Raw genomic sequence first — 18074 nt, forward strand, 5'->3', positions numbered from 1 at the left:
CAGTTAGAACGGCAAGATGAGCAACGCAATAAAAGGATTTTTACTGTTATGCCTAAGTATCGTTCAGCCACCACCACCCACGGTCGTAATATGGCCGGAGCCCGCGCATTATGGCGTGCGACTGGCGTTAAAGATGAAGATTTCGGTAAACCGATCATTGCCGTCGTTAACTCTTTTACGCAATTTGTACCTGGTCATGTTCACCTAAAAGACATGGGGCAGCTAGTAGCAGGGGAAATAGAAAAAGCGGGCGGTATTGCCAAGGAATTTAATACTATTGCCGTTGATGATGGTATCGCAATGGGCCATGGCGGCATGCTGTATTCGCTTCCGTCACGAGAGCTCATTGCTGACTCAGTGGAATACATGGTTAATGCACACTGTGCCGATGCAATGGTATGCATCTCTAACTGTGACAAAATCACCCCTGGCATGCTAATGGCTTCACTGCGACTCAATATTCCTGTGATCTTTGTTTCTGGTGGACCGATGGAAGCCGGTAAAACAAAACTGTCTGATCAGATCCTAAAGCTGGATCTTGTTGATGCCATGATTCAAGGCGCAGATCCTACGGTGTCTGACGAACAAAGCGAACAAATAGAGCGATCTGCTTGTCCTACGTGTGGTTCATGTTCAGGAATGTTCACCGCGAACTCAATGAACTGCCTAACAGAAGCATTAGGATTAAGCCAACCTGGTAATGGTTCAATGCTGGCGACTCACGCCGACCGCGAACAACTATTTATCAATGCGGGTAAGCGTATTGTTGATCTGACTAAACGTTATTACCTTAACGATGATGACACCGCATTACCGCGTAATATTGCCAATAAAAAAGCCTTTGAAAATGCAATGGCGCTCGATATCGCAATGGGTGGCTCAACCAATACCGTATTGCACCTATTAGCCGCAGCAAAAGAAGGTGACATTGATTTTGATATGGACGACATCGATCGTATGTCTCGTCTTATACCGCACCTTTGTAAAGTGGCTCCCTCAACACCGAAATACCACATGGAAGATGTACACCGTGCTGGTGGTGTTTACAGTATTTTAGGTGAGCTCAATCGCGCTGGCCTGCTACACAACGATACCCATAATATACTTGGTCAAACCTTTGCTGAATCACTGGCTGAATACGATATAGCAGTAACTGAATCACAAGCGGTGAAAGATTTCTTCCGTGCTGGCCCTGCTGGTATTCGCACCACCAAAGCCTTCTCGCAAAGCTGTCGTTGGGATACCTTAGATGACGATCGCACCAATGGCTGTATTCGCAGTAAAGAAAATGCATTTAGCCAAGATGGCGGGCTCGCAGTCCTTTCTGGCAACATCGCACTCAAAGGCTGTATTGTTAAAACCGCAGGCGTTGATGAAAACAGCTTAACCTTTAGCGGACCAGCCGTGGTTTTCGAAAGCCAAGATACTGCTGTTGAAGGTATTCTTGGTGGTAAAGTGAAATCAGGCGATGTGGTTGTTATTCGTTACGAAGGTCCTAAGGGGGGGCCGGGAATGCAAGAAATGCTTTACCCAACCACTTACCTTAAATCAATTGGTTTAGGCAAAGAATGTGCCTTAATTACTGATGGTCGCTTCTCTGGCGGCACAAGCGGCTTATCTATTGGTCATGTTTCACCTGAAGCAGCTGCTGGCGGTACGATTGGTCTCGTGAACGATGGCGATATCATTAATATCGATATTCCTAACCGCAGTATTGAATTACAAGTTGATGACACAGAGCTTACCCAACGTCGTGCACTGGCAGATCAGCAAGGTTGGAAGCCTGTTAACCGTCAACGTGAAGTATCTTATGCATTACGTGCGTACGCATTACTTGCCACCAGTGCCGATCAAGGCGCTATCCGTGACAAATCTAAACTCGAAGGATAATAATGATGAGCGAAGTAACACAGGCCAAGGATGTAGAGCTATTAAGCGGAGCCGATTACCTTCGCAATATTCTTCGCGCACCCATCTATGAAGTGGCACAAGTTACGCCTCTCCAAGATATGGATCGATTGTCAGCAAGGATCGGCAATCGCATCCAGTTAAAACGAGAAGATCGCCAGCCAGTTCACTCGTTTAAACTGCGTGGTGCTTACAATATGATGTCTCAGCTAACTCCTGAGCAACGTAAAGCGGGGGCTATTGCAGCCTCTGCGGGCAATCATGCCCAAGGATTAGCATTATCCGGTCATAAGCTTGATGTCAGTGCTACCATCGTCATGCCACTGACTACACCAGCGATTAAAGTCGATGCGGTAAGAAGCTTTGGTGGCAAAGTGGTTTTGCATGGTAATAATTTTGATGAAGCCAAAGCCCACGCTGAAGAATTAGCACAACAATATGGTTATACCTTCATCCCACCTTTTGATCACCCATCTGTGATTGCAGGGCAGGGCACCATTGGCATGGAGCTACTCCAACAAAATGGGCATCTTGATTATGTGTTTGTCCCTGTTGGGGGCGGCGGTTTAGCAGCTGGAATATCGGTATTACTTAAACAGTTAATGCCGAACATTAAAATCATCGGTGTGGAAGCTGAAGATTCAGCCTGCTTGAAAGCCGCGCTTGATGCGGGCTGTCCGGTTACACTCGACCAAGTTGGCATGTTTGCTGACGGTGTCGCTGTAAAACGCATTGGTGAAGAAACATTCCGCTTATGCCAACAGTACCTCGATGAGGTTATTACCGTTAGCAGCGATGAAATTTGCTCTGCCGTTAAAGATATTTTTGAAGATACCCGAGCCATTGCTGAACCATCTGGAGCACTCTCTTTAGCGGGACTCAAAAAATATGTTGAGGTACACCAGCTACAAAATAAGCAGCTAGCATCCATTTTATCGGGAGCTAACCTCAACTTTCATGGTCTACGCTATGTGTCAGAACGTTGTGAATTAGGTGAGAAACGAGAAGGCCTCTTAGCAGTAACAGTGCCTGAACGTCCAGGGGCTTTTCTTGATTTTTGCCATATATTAGGTGGCCGAGCAGTTACTGAGTTTAACTACCGCTACAATGACGATGCACTGGCTAATGTATTTGTGGGTGTGCGCTTAATGCAAGGGCAAGAAGAGTTGGATGGCATCATTCACGACCTTCGAAAAGGGGGCTACCCCGTTGTCGATTTATCAGATGATGAAATGGCAAAAGTTCACGTGCGCTATATGATTGGTGGGCGTCCATCAAAGCCACTAAAAGAACGTTTATATAGCTTTGAATTTCCAGAGTACCCTGGCGCACTATTAAAGTTTCTTAAGACGTTAGGAACACATTGGAATATCAGTCTATTTAATTACCGTAACCATGGTGCTGATTATGGTCGAGTATTATGTGGCTTTGAGCTGGAAGATAAAGATCTCCTGTCTTTTACTAGCCACCTACGTGAATTAGGCTACCAATGGAAAGATGAAACTGAAAACCCAGCGTATAAGTTTTTTCTTGCCCAATAGCGACATGAATAATGAGCAAACAAAAAAGCAGCCCATTGGCTGCTTTTTTTATTTTCGTTTTACTGAGGCAACATAATCAATCCAGCAAGAAACAAAGCTCAGATTATGTTCAATTAACTTCGAGCGCATCGAACGAGGCACTTGTGCAAATAGATCGAGTAACACTTGAATGTCATTTTTATCTTCAGATGATATTGGTCCCTCATCTTCATAGATAAACCAAATTAGTGGTCGTCCTGTTATATCGGCAATACTTACCAATGTTGATATTCTAGGCTCTGTTTTCCCTGATTCAAGATCGAGATACGTCTGACGAGCCAACCCTAATGCCTTTGCCATCGCAACTTGGGTAATGTCTTTTCGCTCTCTCGCTTCTCGAATTTTAGTCGCTGTCCGTAATTTTACGTTTTCCACCCAAGTATCATCCATTAAACATTACAACAGGCCGTTCAAATAGCGCCATAAATCAGCCGACCGTTGCATTATTGACTTACATATTAGACCAGTATGACGTTGATAGAATTATCATCACCCTATGTGCAGTTAATATGTGAGTTCGACCCGCGCATGCCTACCTAGGTGTACATTTAAAGCAAATAAAAGCCTACAATAACATGCAATATAGATGCTTGTTCAATCGTTAGCTGTATAAAAATAGACTACTTACGTTTGTGGGTTAGTGCCTTGGTATATTCCGCCATAAAGCCAGCTAAATTAATGCTCTGCTGCAAAATAATGTTACGAGCAGAATGAGGTAATCGGCTAAAATATTGCAACAAACGATCAATCTCTTCTTTATATTCACTTTCTAAAATTTCAATGCCTTCATCCCCGTAAACAAACCAGGTTAACGGACGCTCGGTTATTTCAGAAATTTCTGATAGTAAACGTACTTTTGGTTCCGTTTTACCGGTTTCGAGATCAAGGTAAGTCTGACGAGCAACCTGTAATTGTTGAGCCATATGAACTTGTGTTAATCCTTTCCACTCTCGTGCTTCTTTTATACGCGCAGCGATCTTGGCTTTAGAATCTGTCATGCCTAACCTCCAATACAAAAATAAATGAAGAATGCCTAGCAACCATGACAACACTTGCATGTAGTAAGCCAACTTGCAGATTGATTTACCAACCTAACAAATCAAAGACTTAATTAAAAAATCAGCAACTTATTCTTATATTGGATTGCAGAAAGTAAAAATACATTATGGTATTTTCATTTCGCAATAAATGCGTCACTGATGTATTAGAGAATAGACCCAGCATATTTATACGGGCTTAGAAACGACAAAAGGCGCCATAATTGGCGCCTTTTTCTCAATAGTGAAACACTTATTGATAAGTGCTTTTACTCAACAGTAACCGCTTTCGCTAAGTTGCGAGGCTGATCAACATCAGTGCCTTTAATCAATGCTACGTGGTAAGACAATAGCTGCATTGGTATCGTGTAAAAAATCGGTGCGATGAATTCATCCACTTTTGGCATAGTGATAATTTTCATGCCTTCACACTCTTCAAAACCAGCGTCACTATCAGCAAACACGTACAGCAACCCGCCACGCGCACGCACTTCTTCAATATTTGATTTAAGCTTTTCTAATAAATCATTGGTCGGTGCAACTACAATCACAGGCATATCAGCATCAATCAGTGCTAAAGGACCATGTTTAAGCTCACCCGCAGCATACGCTTCAGCATGAATATAAGAGATCTCTTTTAATTTCAAAGAACCTTCCATTGCGATCGGGTAAAACTCGCCACGACCTAAAAATAAAGCATGGTGCTTATCGGCAAAATCTTCTGCAAGTTGTTCAATCGGCTTATCAAACGCCAATGCCTTTTCAATTTGAGCAGGTAACTGATGAAGAGAAGTAACGATCTCTTTTTCTTTTTTCGGATCAATGACACCTTTCTGTTTACCCAGCGCCGTTACGAACATCAACATTGTTGCTAGCTGGGTGGTAAAGGCTTTGGTTGATGCCACACCAATCTCAGTACCGGCACGTGTCATAAATGCCAGATCAGATTCACGTACTAACGACGAGCCTGCGACGTTACAAATTGTCATTGCTGACATGTAACCTTTCTCTTTCGCCAAACGTAATGCCGCTAACGTATCTGCAGTTTCACCAGATTGCGATAAGGTGATCAGTAAACTATTTGGGCGAGTTACAAATTTGCGGTAACGGAACTCAGAGGCAATCTCTACGTCACAACTAACACCGGCTAATGCTTCAAACCAGTAACGTGCAGTCATACCCGCATTATATGAGGTCCCACACGCCACAATTTGTACGTGTTCTACGTTACGTAAAATATCAGCAGCACCAGCACCAATACTTTCAACAATTACCGTGTCATTGCTGATACGACCTTCCATGGTGTTAATCAATGCGCTTGGCTGTTGGTAGATCTCTTTTTGCATAAAGTGACGGTATTGACCTTTATCTGCCGCATCTTGCTGCAAATTAGACTCATGTACTTCACGTGCAACAGGCTCACCATTTAGGTCAAATATATTCACTTCACGGCGTGTAATCTCAGCTACATCACCTTCTTCAAGGAACATAAAGCGGCGGGTCACATTTAATAAGGCTAATTGATCAGACGCTAAGAAGTTTTCACCAATACCTAGACCAATAACCAATGGGCTGCCAGAACGAGCCACAACTAAACGTTCAGGATCACGACGGTCCATCACTACGGTACCGTATGCGCCTTCTAATTGAGCTGCAGTTTTCTGTACCGCTTCTAGCAATGTTTTAGCACTGCGTAATTCCCACTCAACAAGGTGAGCAATCACTTCAGTATCGGTTTGAGATGCAAAAGAATAACCACGCTCAGTAAGTAATGAACGTAATTCTTCGTGGTTTTCGATAATTCCATTATGCACCAGCGCAATATTTTCGCCAGATACGTGTGGGTGAGCATTCGCTTCTGACGGTTCGCCATGTGTAGCCCAACGAGTGTGAGCAATACCTGTACCACCAGTAATTGGATTACTGTCAACAGCATCTGCCAGTTCTTTTACTTTGCCTAAGCGACGAACACGTTGCAAATTGCACTCTGTATCCAGAATAGCAACACCAGCTGAATCATAACCACGGTATTCAAGACGACGTAAACCTTCAACTAAAATTTCAGCCACATCACGTTGTGCTACTGCACCAACAATCCCACACATATCTTTATCTCCTAAATTTTATTCAACTGAGGCACAGATAACCTGTACCCCTTGATGTTCTATTTGTTCTTTCGCTTCAGCGCTTAAACCATCATCAGTCACCAGCGTACTGATATTGCTCCACGGCAATTCCATGTTGGGAATTTTTCGACCAATTTTGTCAGATTCAACCATTACGACAACTTCACGGGAAACGTCGGCCATGACTCGGCTCAAGCCAATCAATTCATTAAACGTTGTAGTACCACGAGCAATATCAATGCCATCAGCACCAATAAACAACTGATCAAAATCGTATGACCGCAATACTGATTCCGCCACTTGACCTTGAAAAGCTTCTGAATGGGGATCCCACGTGCCTCCCGTCATCAGCAATGTAGGTTCGTTTTCAAGCTCATTTAAGGCATTCGCCACATTCAACGAATTCGTCATTACAATTAAACCTTGTTTGCTGCCTAATAAACTAATGAGCGAGGCGGTAGTACTACCACTGTCGATGATGATGCGATTATGGTCTCGAATACGTAAAGCGGCCGCTTTAGCAATGGCTAACTTACGAATCGAAACATTGTCTTCAACACTGGCAGAAACTATTTCTGAAGGCATCGCAATAGCACCACCATAGCGGCGTAGCAATAAGCCATTAGTTTCTAATGCGGTAAGGTCTTTACGGATGGTAACTTCTGAAGTAGCAAAGAAAGTCGCGAGCTGATCAACGCTAACTTCACCTTTTTCATTAACTAAGCTCACAATAGTGTGGCGACGTTGCTGAGTGTTTCTTTTAGACATTATGTTTTGATTCGTTAGTATTAGGTTTCGAACTGAAACTTAATAATAGCAAAACAAAACAAATAAGATCAATACGAAGAAGGAATATTGCCGTATTTATTAAATCAGAAGAGACTGCTTTGTGGCTACTATCACGAAACACGGGGAGCAACAGACGAAAAAAAGGCAGATAGAAATCTGCCTTTTTTCATTGTAACGATACAGTGACTATATTATTTTTGCTTTACTGGGCGTTTCCAACCTTTAATAGTACGGGCTGGAGCGCGAGTAATGACTAACTCACCTTCGCCAATATCACGGTTAATCGTTGCACCAGCCCCAATAGTAGCTCCTTTGGCAATTTTAACAGGAGCGATTAATTGGGTATCAGAGCCAACAAAGACATCATCGCCAATTTCAGTCTTAAACTTATTCACACCATCATAATTACAGGTAATGGTACCAGCGCCGATATTGACTCGATCACCGATATCAGCATCACCTAAATACGTAAGATGGTTTGCTTTAGAGCCACGCCCAAGACGTGATTTCTTCATTTCAACGAAGTTACCCACGTGAGAGTCACCCACCAGCTCGGCACCAGGACGCAAGCGAGTAAATGGACCCACGGTACAATCTTCACCGACAGTCGCACCTTCAATCACGCTGTAAGGTCGAATAACACTGTTATCATCAATCTCACAGTCTTTTAGCACACAGCCCGCACCAATAAGTACATTGTTACCGATTGAAACGTTACCTTCGATGATCACGTTAACGTCAATTTCAACATCCGTACCACATTGCAACTTACCACGAAGATCAAAACGTGACGGATCACGTAGCATTACGCCTTGCTCTAATAGACGTTCAGCTTGCATAGCTTGATATGCGCGCTCTAGTCGGGCCAGTTGAATCCGGTTATTAACACCTTCAACTTCAATTGGATTCACAGGATGGACAGCTTCAACAGCACGGCCTTCATCATGCGCTATCGCAATAATGTCAGTTAAGTAATACTCACCTTGTGAGTTTTCATTTTTCAGCTGACCTAACCAACGCTTCAGGTCGCCACCATTTGCGACCATCACACCGGTATTAATTTCTTTGATCAACTTTTGCTCTTCACTTGCATCTTTTTGTTCAACAATCGCCACAACCGGACCATTTCGACGAACAATACGACCATAACCTGTCGGGTTATCAAGAACGACAGTCAGCAGCGCAATACCGCCGTCAGGCTGAGCATCGAGTAAGTTAGTTAATGTATCACCGCTAATCAAGGGTACATCACCGTATAGGATCAGTACTTTTTCATTATCAGCTAAACCAGAAGAAGCTTGATTAACCGCGTGACCAGTACCGAGTTGCTCTGCTTGCAGTACCCAGCTTACTGGCTCATCAGCGAGCACTTGCTGCATCATATCGCCACCATGGCCATACACTAAATGAATATGACTGGCACCAAGATCACTACAAGTATCAATGACGTGCTTTGCCATAGGCTTACCAGCAAGCGTGTGAAGTACTTTAGGCAGGTTTGAATACATGCGGGTGCCTTTTCCCGCAGCTAGAATCACAGCGCTAAAGCTCATGATAGTTATCCTTTTTGATGCATATATGAAATCGAAACTGCAAGCATTGTAGCGCTCTAATTAATGAGATTTAAGAGTAATCTCTTAATTTTCTCTAAGTATTAACGGTATTTTGACGCATATAACACCTCATAAGCTCAAAGAATTGGTCTAAAAATACCTGTGAGATAAATATTAGATATAAAAAAAGCGACCCTAAGGTCGCTTTTTTTGCCATGCGTTGAATTAACGCATTTTCTTCGTCAGCTCGATTACTCGTAGCTGAGCGATTGCTTTAGCCAGATCACTGGCCGCTTGAGCAAAGTCGATATCACCATGCTGATTGTGGATTCGCTCCTCAGCTTGGCGTTTCGCTTCTTCAGCCTTAGCAGCATCCAAATCTTCACCACGAATAGCGGTGTCAGCAAGTACAGTTACTGTACTTGGCTGAACTTCAAGCATACCACCAGAAAGATAAATAACTTCTTCCTCGTCATTCTGCTTGGTGATTCGAACCATACCCGGCGTGATAGCGGTCAGCAGCGGTGTGTGTCCTGCGTGTATACCCAGTTCACCTTCGCTACCGGTCACCTGAACATTTTGAGCTCGACCAGAGAATAATTTTTTCTCTGCGCTTACAACGTCAAGGTGGAAGGTTATCGCTGCCATGTCGCCTCCTACTCAGCTTAAAGTTTCTTCGCGTTTTCCAATGCGTCTTCGATAGCACCACAGTACATAAATGCCTGTTCTGGGATGTCATCGTACTCGCCTGAAAGAAGACCTTTGAAGCTACGTAGCGTATCTTTAAGTGATACGTAGATACCAGGGTCGCCAGTAAATACTTCAGCAACGTGGTAAGGCTGAGTTAGGAAACGCTCAATCTTACGTGCACGAGATACGGCTTGCTTATCATCTTCTGATAGCTCATCCATACCTAGAATTGCAATGATGTCTTTCAGCTCTTTATAACGCTGTAGCAAGCTTTGAACGCCACGGGCAATATCATAGTGCTCTTGACCAACAACCAATGGATCTAGCATACGAGATGTAGAATCCAATGGATCGATCGCTGGGTATAGACCCAAAGAAGCGATTTGACGAGAAAGTACAACCGTTGCATCCAAGTGCGCAAACGTTGTTGCTGGTGATGGATCCGTCAAGTCATCCGCAGGTACGTATACCGCTTGAACAGACGTGATAGAACCACTCTTCGTTGACGTGATACGTTCCTGAAGTACACCCATCTCTTCAGCCAATGTTGGCTGGTAACCTACCGCTGATGGCATACGACCTAGTAGAGCCGAAACCTCAGTACCCGCAAGGGTATAACGATAGATGTTATCGATGAATAGTAGTACGTCACGACCTTCGTCACGGAAACGCTCTGCCATCGTTAGACCAGTCAAAGCAACACGTAAACGGTTACCAGGAGGCTCGTTCATCTGGCCGTAAACCATCGCAACTTTTGATTCCGATGGGTTCTCGATGTTTACAACACCCGCTTCCTGCATTTCAAAGTAGAAGTCGTTACCCTCACGAGTACGCTCACCTACACCTGCAAATACAGATAGACCTGAGTGCTGAAGTGCGATGTTGTTGATAAGTTCCATCATGTTGACAGTCTTACCTACACCAGCACCACCGAACAAGCCGATTTTACCACCCTTAGCGAATGGACAAATCAAGTCGATAACTTTAACGCCAGTTTCTAGCAGTTCAGTCGCGTTAGACTGTTCTTCATAGCTTGGTGCTTCACGGTGAATAGCGTAACGCTGTTCTTCACCGATCTCACCACACTCATCAATTGGCTGACCTAGAACGTTCATGATACGTCCTAGAGTCGCAGTACCAACTGGAACTTCAATTGGGCGGCCTGTATTTTCAACAGACAAACCACGACGTAGGCCATCAGAAGTACCCATTGCGATACCACGAACAACACCGCCACCAAGTTGCTGCTGAACTTCCAGTATTAAAATACCGTTCTCTTTCGCATCAACCTTAAGGGCGTCATAGATCCGTGGTACGGAGTCTTGTGGAAACTCTACGTCGACTACCGCACCGATGATCTGTACGATCTTACCTGTAGCCATCGTTAATCCTCTAAACTTATTAATTCTTTGCCTTAAACAGCAGATGCACCAGAAACGATTTCTGACAGTTCTTGTGTAATAGCACCTTGACGGGCTTTGTTATACACAAGCTGTAGATCGTTAATAATATCTCCAGCGTTATCTGTTGCAGCTTTCATCGCAACCATTCTAGCCGCTTGCTCACTCGCAAGGTTTTCAACCACGCCTTGATACACTTGTGATTCAACATAGCGAACCAGTAAAGTATCTAGCAGAGGTTTAGGCTCGGGCTCATAAATATAATCCCAAGAGTGGCTACGCTGCATTTCTTCGTCTTCTGACTTAGGCAAAGGTAGCAATTGATCGATCACTGGTTCCTGAACCATGGTGTTTACAAACTGGTTGTAAACTAAGTACAGACGATCCAATTGGCCTTCATCATATTTCTTTAACATGACACCAACAGTACCGATCAGCTCTTCAACTGTTGGACTATCGCCCAAACCTGAAACCTGAGCGACAACGTTGCCACCGTAGCTATTAAAGAATGCTGTAGCTTTAGCGCCAACTAACGCTAGATCCACTTCTGCACCTTTATCAGACCACGTTTTCATATCTGCCATAGCACGCTTAAACAAGTTAATGTTCAAACCACCACACAAACCACGGTCTGTAGAAATAATGACATAACCTACACGCTTGGCTTCACGCTCCTCAAGATAAGGATGCTTATACTCGAGGCTACCAAGGGCGATATGACCGATCACTTTGCGCATAGTTTGTGCGTATGGACGTGATGATTCCATTGCGCCTTGCGTTTTACGCATTTTAGACGCTGCAACCATCTCCATCGCTTTAGTGATCTTTTGCGTGTTTTTAACACTACCGATCTTGTTACGAATCTCTTTTGCGCCGGCCATCGTTACTCTCCGTTAGTAGGTGATCGCAAACGCGATCACCAACCAATTACCAAGTTTGGGTAGCTTTGAAATCTTCAACCAGTTTAACGAACTGAGCTTCGACTTCACCGTTCCACGCACCCGTTTCATCAACCTGAGATACTAGCTCAGCAAATTGACCTTTAGCATAAGAAAGCAACGCAGCTTCGAAGTCAGCAAGCTTAGTCAGCTCGATGTCATTCAAATAACCTTTTTCAGCAGCAAAGATAACCACAGCCTGTTCAAATACAGACATAGGTGCATACTGCTTTTGCTTCATCAATTCAGTCACTTTCTGACCGTGATCAAGCTGCTTTTTAGTTGCCGCATCAAGGTCAGACGAGAACTGAGCAAATGCTGCTAGTTCACGATACTGTGCAAGAGCAGTACGAATACCACCAGACAGTTTCTTAATGATCTTGGTTTGAGCAGAACCACCTACACGAGATACAGAAATACCTGGGTCAACAGCTGGACGGAGACCACCGTCAAACAGCTCTTTCTGTAGGAAGATCTGACCATCAGTGATGGAGATTACGTTCGTCGGTACGAATGCCGATACGTCACCAGCTTGCGTTTCGATAATTGGAAGCGCAGTCAGTGAACCGGTCTTACCTTTAACTTCACCGTTAGTGAACTTTTCTACGTAATGCTCGCTTACACGAGATGCACGCTCTAGAAGGCGAGAGTGTAAATAGAAAACATCACCAGGGTAAGCTTCACGGCCTGGTGGACGACGAAGAAGTAGAGAGATCTGACGGTAAGCAACTGCTTGCTTAGACAAATCATCATATACGATCAACGCATCTTCACCGCGGTCACGGAAATACTCACCCATTGCACAACCAGAGTATGGTGCAAGGTATTGTAGTGCTGCTGCTTCAGAAGCAGATGCAACTACAACGATAGTATTTTCCAGTGCGCCATGTTCTTCCAGCTTACGAACTACGTTAGCAATAGTTGAAGCTTTCTGGCCGATAGCAACGTAAACAGAGTAAATACCAGAATCTTTCTGGTTGATGATGGCATCGATTGCCATCGCCGTTTTACCTGTTTGACGGTCACCGATGATCAGCTCACGCTGGCCACGACCAATTGGAATCATCGAATCGACAGCTTTGTAACCAGTTTGAAGTGGTTGATCAACTGACTTACGATCGATAACACCTGGTGCAATAACTTCTACAGGAGAAGTTATATCTGTATCAATCGAACCTTTACCATCGATCGGCTCACCCAGTGTGTTAACAACACGACCAAGTAGCGCAGGACCAACAGGAACCTCAAGAATACGACCAGTACCTGTTACTTTCATGCCTTCCTGAAGGTCAGCATATGGACCCATTACAACAGCACCAACCGAGTCACGCTCAAGGTTAAGTGCTAGTGCAAAACGGCCACCAGGTAATTCAATCATTTCACCTTGCATTACGTCTGCAAGGCCATGGACACGAATGATACCGTCACTTACTGAAACGATGGTACCTTCGTTGCGTGCTTCACTAACAACATTGAAATTTTCAATACGTTGTTTGATCAGTTCGCTAATTTCCGTGGAATTAAGTTGCATGCTCCAATTCCCTAAATCAAGACTGCAAAGTATCGTTCAGACGGGTTAATTTACCGCGTACTGAGTTATCGATTACCAGGTCTCCAGCTCTAATTACGACCCCAGCAATCAGGGTCTCGTCTACACTGCAGTTCAGCTTCACTTCACGTTCAAGACGCTTACCAAGTTTCGCACTAATAGCTGCAAGCTGAGCATCATCTAAAACCACCGCAGAAATCACGTCAGCTTCGATAACTTTTTCATGTTCATTTTTCAAGAACAAGAACTCGTCACAGATATTAGGTAGTACTTTAAGGCGTCCATTTTCAGCCAAAACTTTTAACAAGTTTTGACCGAATTCGTTGAGTTGCTCACCGCAAACTGAAACAAAAATTTCAGTTAGCTTTTCAGCAGCAAATCCACTATCCAAGATATCTTGCATAGCTTCATCTTTTACTACTTCACCAGCAAAAGTAAGCATTTCAGCCCATTGGACTAGCTCACCATTCTCAACCGCAAAATCAAAGGCTGCTTTAGCGTAGGGGCGTGCGATAGTAGTCATATCCGACATGTGCTTGCCCCTTTAATTACAGTTCTGCAGTGACTTTGTTAAGAAGATCAGCATGAACGTCTTTATCAATCGTACGTTCAATGATTTTCTCAGCACCAATCACAGCTAGAGTTGCAACTTGTTTTCTCAGATCATCACGAGCGCGATTGCGCTCAGCTTCGATTTCAGCTTGGCCTTGAGCAAGAATATTCTTACGCTCAGCTTGCGCTTCCATTTTCGCTTCATCAATGATCTGAGCTTTACGTTTGTTTGCTTGCTCAATAAGCTCGCTCGCAGTACGTTTCGCATCTTTCAATTGATCAGAAGCATTCGCTTGCGCTAGATTCAGGTCTTTGGCTGCGCGATCTGCTGCAGCCAAACCGTCAGCAATTTTTGTCTGACGTTCTTCAATCGCTTCCATAAGTGGTGGCCATACATATTTCATGCAGAACACGACAAATAAGAAAAAAGCGATAGCCTGACCCAGCAAAGTTGCATTCATATTCACAACGCATCTCCTTAAAAAGGGTTGCTATGGGTCCATTTGCGACTGTAATAAACCATAAGGTTAAAAACAGCTATTGATTAACCAGCTAGCTGACCAACAAATGGGTTTGCGAATGTGAATAGTAGAGCGATTACGATACCGATCATTGGAACCGCATCAAGAAGACCGGCGATGATGAACATCTTAACTTGTAGCATTGGTGCCATCTCAGGCTGACGTGCAGCACCTTCAAGGAATTTACCGCCTAAAAGTGCGAAGCCGATCGCTGTACCAAGGGAAGCAAGACCTACAATGATGCCCACGGCAATTGCAGAAAAGCTTAGTAAAGTTTCCATCACTATCTCCAGTTTATAGTTGTCGGCTAAAATGCCAGTAAAAAATTGAACAAAAAAATTTACAAATAATCGTTATTGTTAATGATTGTCTTCATGTGCCTGAGACAGGTACACAATAGTCAACATCATGAATACGAATGCTTGAATCGTAATGACTAGGATGTGGAAAATTGCCCACGGTACCGAACCTAGCCATTGAGCCCACCACGGCATCAATGCCGCGATCAGGATAAACACCACCTCACCTGCAAACATGTTACCGAACAAACGCATACCAAGTGAAATAGGCTTCGCTAGTAGCGAAACAATCTCAAGAAGCAAGTTGAACGGAATCATAATTGGGTGATTGAACGGATGAAGAGCCAGTTCTTTAGCAAAGCCGCCCAGACCTTTCACTTTGATGCTGTAATAAATCATCAATGCGAATACGCCCAGCGCCATTGCCATGGTGATGTTAACATCTGCAGTTGGTACTACCTTAAGATAAGGAATACCCAGACCATGTTCTGCGGCATACGGAAGAAAATCAATTGGAACTAAGTCCATGATATTCATCAGCATAATCCAACAGAAAATAGTAAGTGCCAAAGGTGCTACTAATGGGTTGCGGCCATGAAAAGTATCTTTAACGTTGTTATCAACGAATTCAACCATTATTTCCACAAAACACTGTAACTTACTTGGAACTCCTGATGTCGCCTTTTTTGCTACTGAATGGAAAAGCCCTAAAAAGATAAGGCCAGTCAATACAGAGAAAAATAGGCTATCTATATGCACCGTCCAGAAGCCACCATCACCCACTGCCAAATTGGTCAGGTGGTGAGTAATGTAGCCTGACGGCGTTAGCGCTTCACCTGGCGCAGCCATAACTCATCCTATTTGTTGCTGTTAATAAATAAAACTGGCCCAAAGATGTTAATTCCAAGAACCAGCAAATAGGTCAGCTTGAGGGGAACAAGTTCCACCTCCATATACAGGTAAACAATGGCAAATAGGATGACTGTGATAAGGATTTTTAACACTTCCCCACCAAAAAATGATGCCATCACCAGTCGTGCCTTGCGAGCACCACTAAAGAGAAAAGCACACGTGGCAAAAACCGTGTTGGCTATCACAAAGATGCCACCACCAATTAATGCCGAGATTCCCCAGTCAACACTGACAGCAAATACTGCCATTAATGCCGTTGTTAAAACGACGCCAGCTTGCAATAACAGTAACCGCTTCGCCAATTGGCGTCCTGGTCTAACTAGCGCCGATACCATGTATTCGTTCCTCGAGTCCATTCCACTACACAATTGTCGTGCTGGGAAAACTGCGAAAATTATACGGCTCATTAGATTGAATGCAATCTAATAGCAGCAAAAAAAAGAGTAAGATTTTACAACACAATAACTTGATCACGTCGTTGTAAAATTTGCAACAAAATACACACATCGAAGATCACACTTCCCGATCAAAGATTGCAATAAGTTGCTTAAATTTGTGCGCTTCATCAAAACTGATAACAATCTTGCCTTTACCATTTTTTTGGTGGTTAATTGCTACCTGAGTACCCAATCGTTCACTTAAACTATTTTCTAGTTCTTTAACCTCTAAATTATCAGCAGGTTTAACACGTTCAATAACCGGGTTAAGCAGTTTTTTTACTAACTTTTCAGTATCACGCACACTCAGCATTTTAGTCACAACGGTTTCTGCAGCTTCTAACTGCATATCAGCGTCCAAACTAAGAAGGGCACGTGCATGCCCCATATCAAGCTGACGCAGCTCAAGCATACGCTTTACCGGTGCTTCTAACTGATTCAAACGCAGCAAGTTAGACACCGCTGCACGAGACTTACCTACCGCTTCCGCGATTTGCTGATGCGTCAGAGAAAACTCACTTTGTAAGCGTTCTAATGCTTGCGCTTCTTCAATCGAATTAAGATCTTCACGTTGAATATTCTCAATCAGAGCGATGGCAATTACTGCGCGGTCATTAACATCCTTAACAATACAAGGGATACTCTGAAGCCCAGCTTGACGAGAAGCACGCCAACGTCGTTCACCTGCGATAATTTCATACTGTTGAGATGCTAATTTACGCACAACAATAGGCTGGATAATACCTTGCGCACGAATAGAATCACTTAACTCTGCAAGTGCTTCATCCGACATTTCTTTACGCGGTTGGTATTTTCCAGGCTGGAGCAGATGAATAGGCAGTTCTCTTAACGTACCATCTACTGATAATGATTGTGCTTTTTCCGCATTTTGCTGTTTTGCTTGCGCAACAGAACTCGTTGCTAGCAATGCATCAAGGCCTTTTCCTAGACCTCGTTTACTCATGTTCATGATCAACCCTTATGCGTTGATAGCATCTGCGTTATGTGCCAATTCGTCACGGCGAATCATTTCACCGGCTAAGGCTAAATAAGCTTTTGCACCACTTGAATATTTATCGTAATACATTGCAGGGCGACCATGGCTCGGTGCTTCAGCAAGACGTACATTACGCGGAATAACAGTACGATACACTTTATCACCAAAATGCTTCTTAAGCTGTTGAGATACTTCATTTGACAGCCTATTTCGAGGATCAAACATTGTCCTCAACAAACCTTCAATTTTAAGATCTGCATTCACAACGGCTGTCAATTTACTGATGGTATCCATTAATGCCGTTAAACCTTCCAATGCAAAATATTCACATTGCATAGGCACTAAAACAGAATCAGCAGCAGTCATAGCGTTGATTGTAAGAAGATTAAGGGCAGGAGGGCAATCAATAAATATGAAATCATAGTTATCACGAACTACCTCTAAAGCATTACGTAAGCGGACTTCACGTGCAAATACTTCCATCAGCTTAATTTCTGCCGCCGTAACATCACCATTGGCAGCTATCAAATGATAGCCCCCAGTGGTATCAGTAATGACTACATCGTTAAACGGGGTTTCTTCGACTAAAAGTTCATATGCCGTTGCATCCACTTGGTATTTATCAACGCCGCTCGCCATCGTTGCATTACCTTGCGGATCTAAATCTATAACTAAGACTTTTCGTTGCGTTGCCGCTAATGAAGCAGCTAAATTAACGCAAGTCGTGGTTTTACCCACGCCTCCTTTCTGATTTGCTATAGCAATGACTTTTCCCACGAAAAAACC

General features: G+C 43.7%; 18 protein-coding genes. 2 read left to right on the forward strand and 16 right to left on the reverse strand.

Translation table 11 applies throughout. The features are described 5' to 3' along the window. Window positions 1–48 precede the first annotated feature (48 nt). A complete protein-coding gene (ilvD, locus tag C9J48_RS25310) occupies window positions 49–1890 on the forward strand; it encodes a dihydroxy-acid dehydratase (RefSeq protein WP_006233374.1) in 1842 nt (613 codons plus the stop codon). 5 nt (window positions 1891–1895) lie between these two features. Beyond that, a complete protein-coding gene (gene ilvA / locus C9J48_RS25315; RefSeq protein WP_006233373.1) occupies window positions 1896–3449 on the forward strand; it encodes a threonine ammonia-lyase, biosynthetic in 1554 nt (517 codons plus the stop codon). A 48-nt stretch (window positions 3450–3497) separates the two neighbouring features. Here ilvA and C9J48_RS25320 read toward each other — a convergent pair whose 3' ends face one another. The 16 genes from C9J48_RS25320 to C9J48_RS25395 form a co-directional block, all read right to left on the reverse strand. Beyond that, entirely contained in the window at window positions 3498–3878 is a 381-nt protein-coding gene (locus tag C9J48_RS25320) for a helix-turn-helix transcriptional regulator (protein ID WP_006233372.1), read from the reverse strand. Window positions 3879–4108: 230 nt separating this feature from the next. Then, on the reverse strand, window positions 4109–4486 hold the full coding sequence (locus C9J48_RS25325; protein WP_006233371.1) for a helix-turn-helix transcriptional regulator: 378 nt from the start codon (window positions 4484–4486) through the stop codon (window positions 4109–4111). A gap of 308 nt (window positions 4487–4794) precedes the next feature. Then, window positions 4795–6630, reverse strand: a complete 1836-nt coding sequence (gene glmS, locus C9J48_RS25330; protein WP_006233370.1) for a glutamine--fructose-6-phosphate transaminase (isomerizing) — start codon at window positions 6628–6630, stop codon at window positions 4795–4797. Between the two features lie 18 nt (window positions 6631–6648). Next, entirely contained in the window at window positions 6649–7419 is a 771-nt protein-coding gene (locus C9J48_RS25335) for a DeoR/GlpR family DNA-binding transcription regulator (protein ID WP_006233369.1), read from the reverse strand. 212 nt (window positions 7420–7631) lie between these two features. Next, on the reverse strand, window positions 7632–8993 hold the full coding sequence (gene glmU / locus C9J48_RS25340; protein ID WP_006233368.1) for a bifunctional UDP-N-acetylglucosamine diphosphorylase/glucosamine-1-phosphate N-acetyltransferase GlmU: 1362 nt from the start codon (window positions 8991–8993) through the stop codon (window positions 7632–7634). 225 nt (window positions 8994–9218) lie between these two features. Then, the gene (locus C9J48_RS25345; RefSeq protein WP_006233367.1) at window positions 9219–9641 is read right to left on the reverse strand and encodes a F0F1 ATP synthase subunit epsilon; all 423 of its coding nucleotides are present in this window, start codon (window positions 9639–9641) and stop codon (window positions 9219–9221) included. A 17-nt stretch (window positions 9642–9658) separates the two neighbouring features. After that, entirely contained in the window at window positions 9659–11065 is a 1407-nt protein-coding gene (gene atpD, locus C9J48_RS25350) for a F0F1 ATP synthase subunit beta (protein ID WP_006233366.1), read from the reverse strand. A 32-nt stretch (window positions 11066–11097) separates the two neighbouring features. Beyond that, entirely contained in the window at window positions 11098–11964 is an 867-nt protein-coding gene (gene atpG, locus C9J48_RS25355; protein ID WP_006233365.1) for a F0F1 ATP synthase subunit gamma, read from the reverse strand. Between the two features lie 46 nt (window positions 11965–12010). Continuing rightward, window positions 12011–13552: a F0F1 ATP synthase subunit alpha gene (gene atpA / locus C9J48_RS25360; protein ID WP_006233364.1), complete on the reverse strand. Its 1542-nt coding sequence runs from the start codon at window positions 13550–13552 to the stop codon at window positions 12011–12013. Between the two features lie 16 nt (window positions 13553–13568). Beyond that, window positions 13569–14102 carry a F0F1 ATP synthase subunit delta gene (atpH, locus tag C9J48_RS25365; protein WP_006233363.1) on the reverse strand — a complete coding sequence of 178 codons (534 nt, stop codon included), beginning with the start codon at window positions 14100–14102 and terminating at the stop codon, window positions 13569–13571. Window positions 14103–14118: 16 nt separating this feature from the next. Next, a complete protein-coding gene (atpF, locus tag C9J48_RS25370) occupies window positions 14119–14589 on the reverse strand; it encodes a F0F1 ATP synthase subunit B (RefSeq protein ID WP_006233362.1) in 471 nt (156 codons plus the stop codon). A 77-nt stretch (window positions 14590–14666) separates the two neighbouring features. Continuing rightward, window positions 14667–14924 (reverse strand): F0F1 ATP synthase subunit C, encoded by a 258-nt coding sequence (gene atpE / locus C9J48_RS25375; protein ID WP_005372317.1) that lies wholly within the window; start codon window positions 14922–14924, stop codon window positions 14667–14669. A 78-nt stretch (window positions 14925–15002) separates the two neighbouring features. After that, a complete protein-coding gene (atpB, locus tag C9J48_RS25380) occupies window positions 15003–15791 on the reverse strand; it encodes a F0F1 ATP synthase subunit A (RefSeq protein WP_006233361.1) in 789 nt (262 codons plus the stop codon). A gap of 8 nt (window positions 15792–15799) precedes the next feature. Then, a complete protein-coding gene (locus C9J48_RS25385) occupies window positions 15800–16189 on the reverse strand; it encodes a F0F1 ATP synthase subunit I (protein WP_006233360.1) in 390 nt (129 codons plus the stop codon). A 178-nt stretch (window positions 16190–16367) separates the two neighbouring features. Further along, entirely contained in the window at window positions 16368–17261 is an 894-nt protein-coding gene (locus C9J48_RS25390; protein WP_006233359.1) for a ParB/RepB/Spo0J family partition protein, read from the reverse strand. A gap of 9 nt (window positions 17262–17270) precedes the next feature. Then, on the reverse strand, window positions 17271–18065 hold the full coding sequence (locus tag C9J48_RS25395; RefSeq protein ID WP_006233358.1) for a ParA family protein: 795 nt from the start codon (window positions 18063–18065) through the stop codon (window positions 17271–17273). Between the last annotated feature and the right edge of the window lie 9 nt (window positions 18066–18074).

This window comes from Photobacterium profundum, assembly GCF_003026285.1.
GTDB classification, from domain to species: domain Bacteria; phylum Pseudomonadota; class Gammaproteobacteria; order Enterobacterales; family Vibrionaceae; genus Photobacterium; species Photobacterium profundum.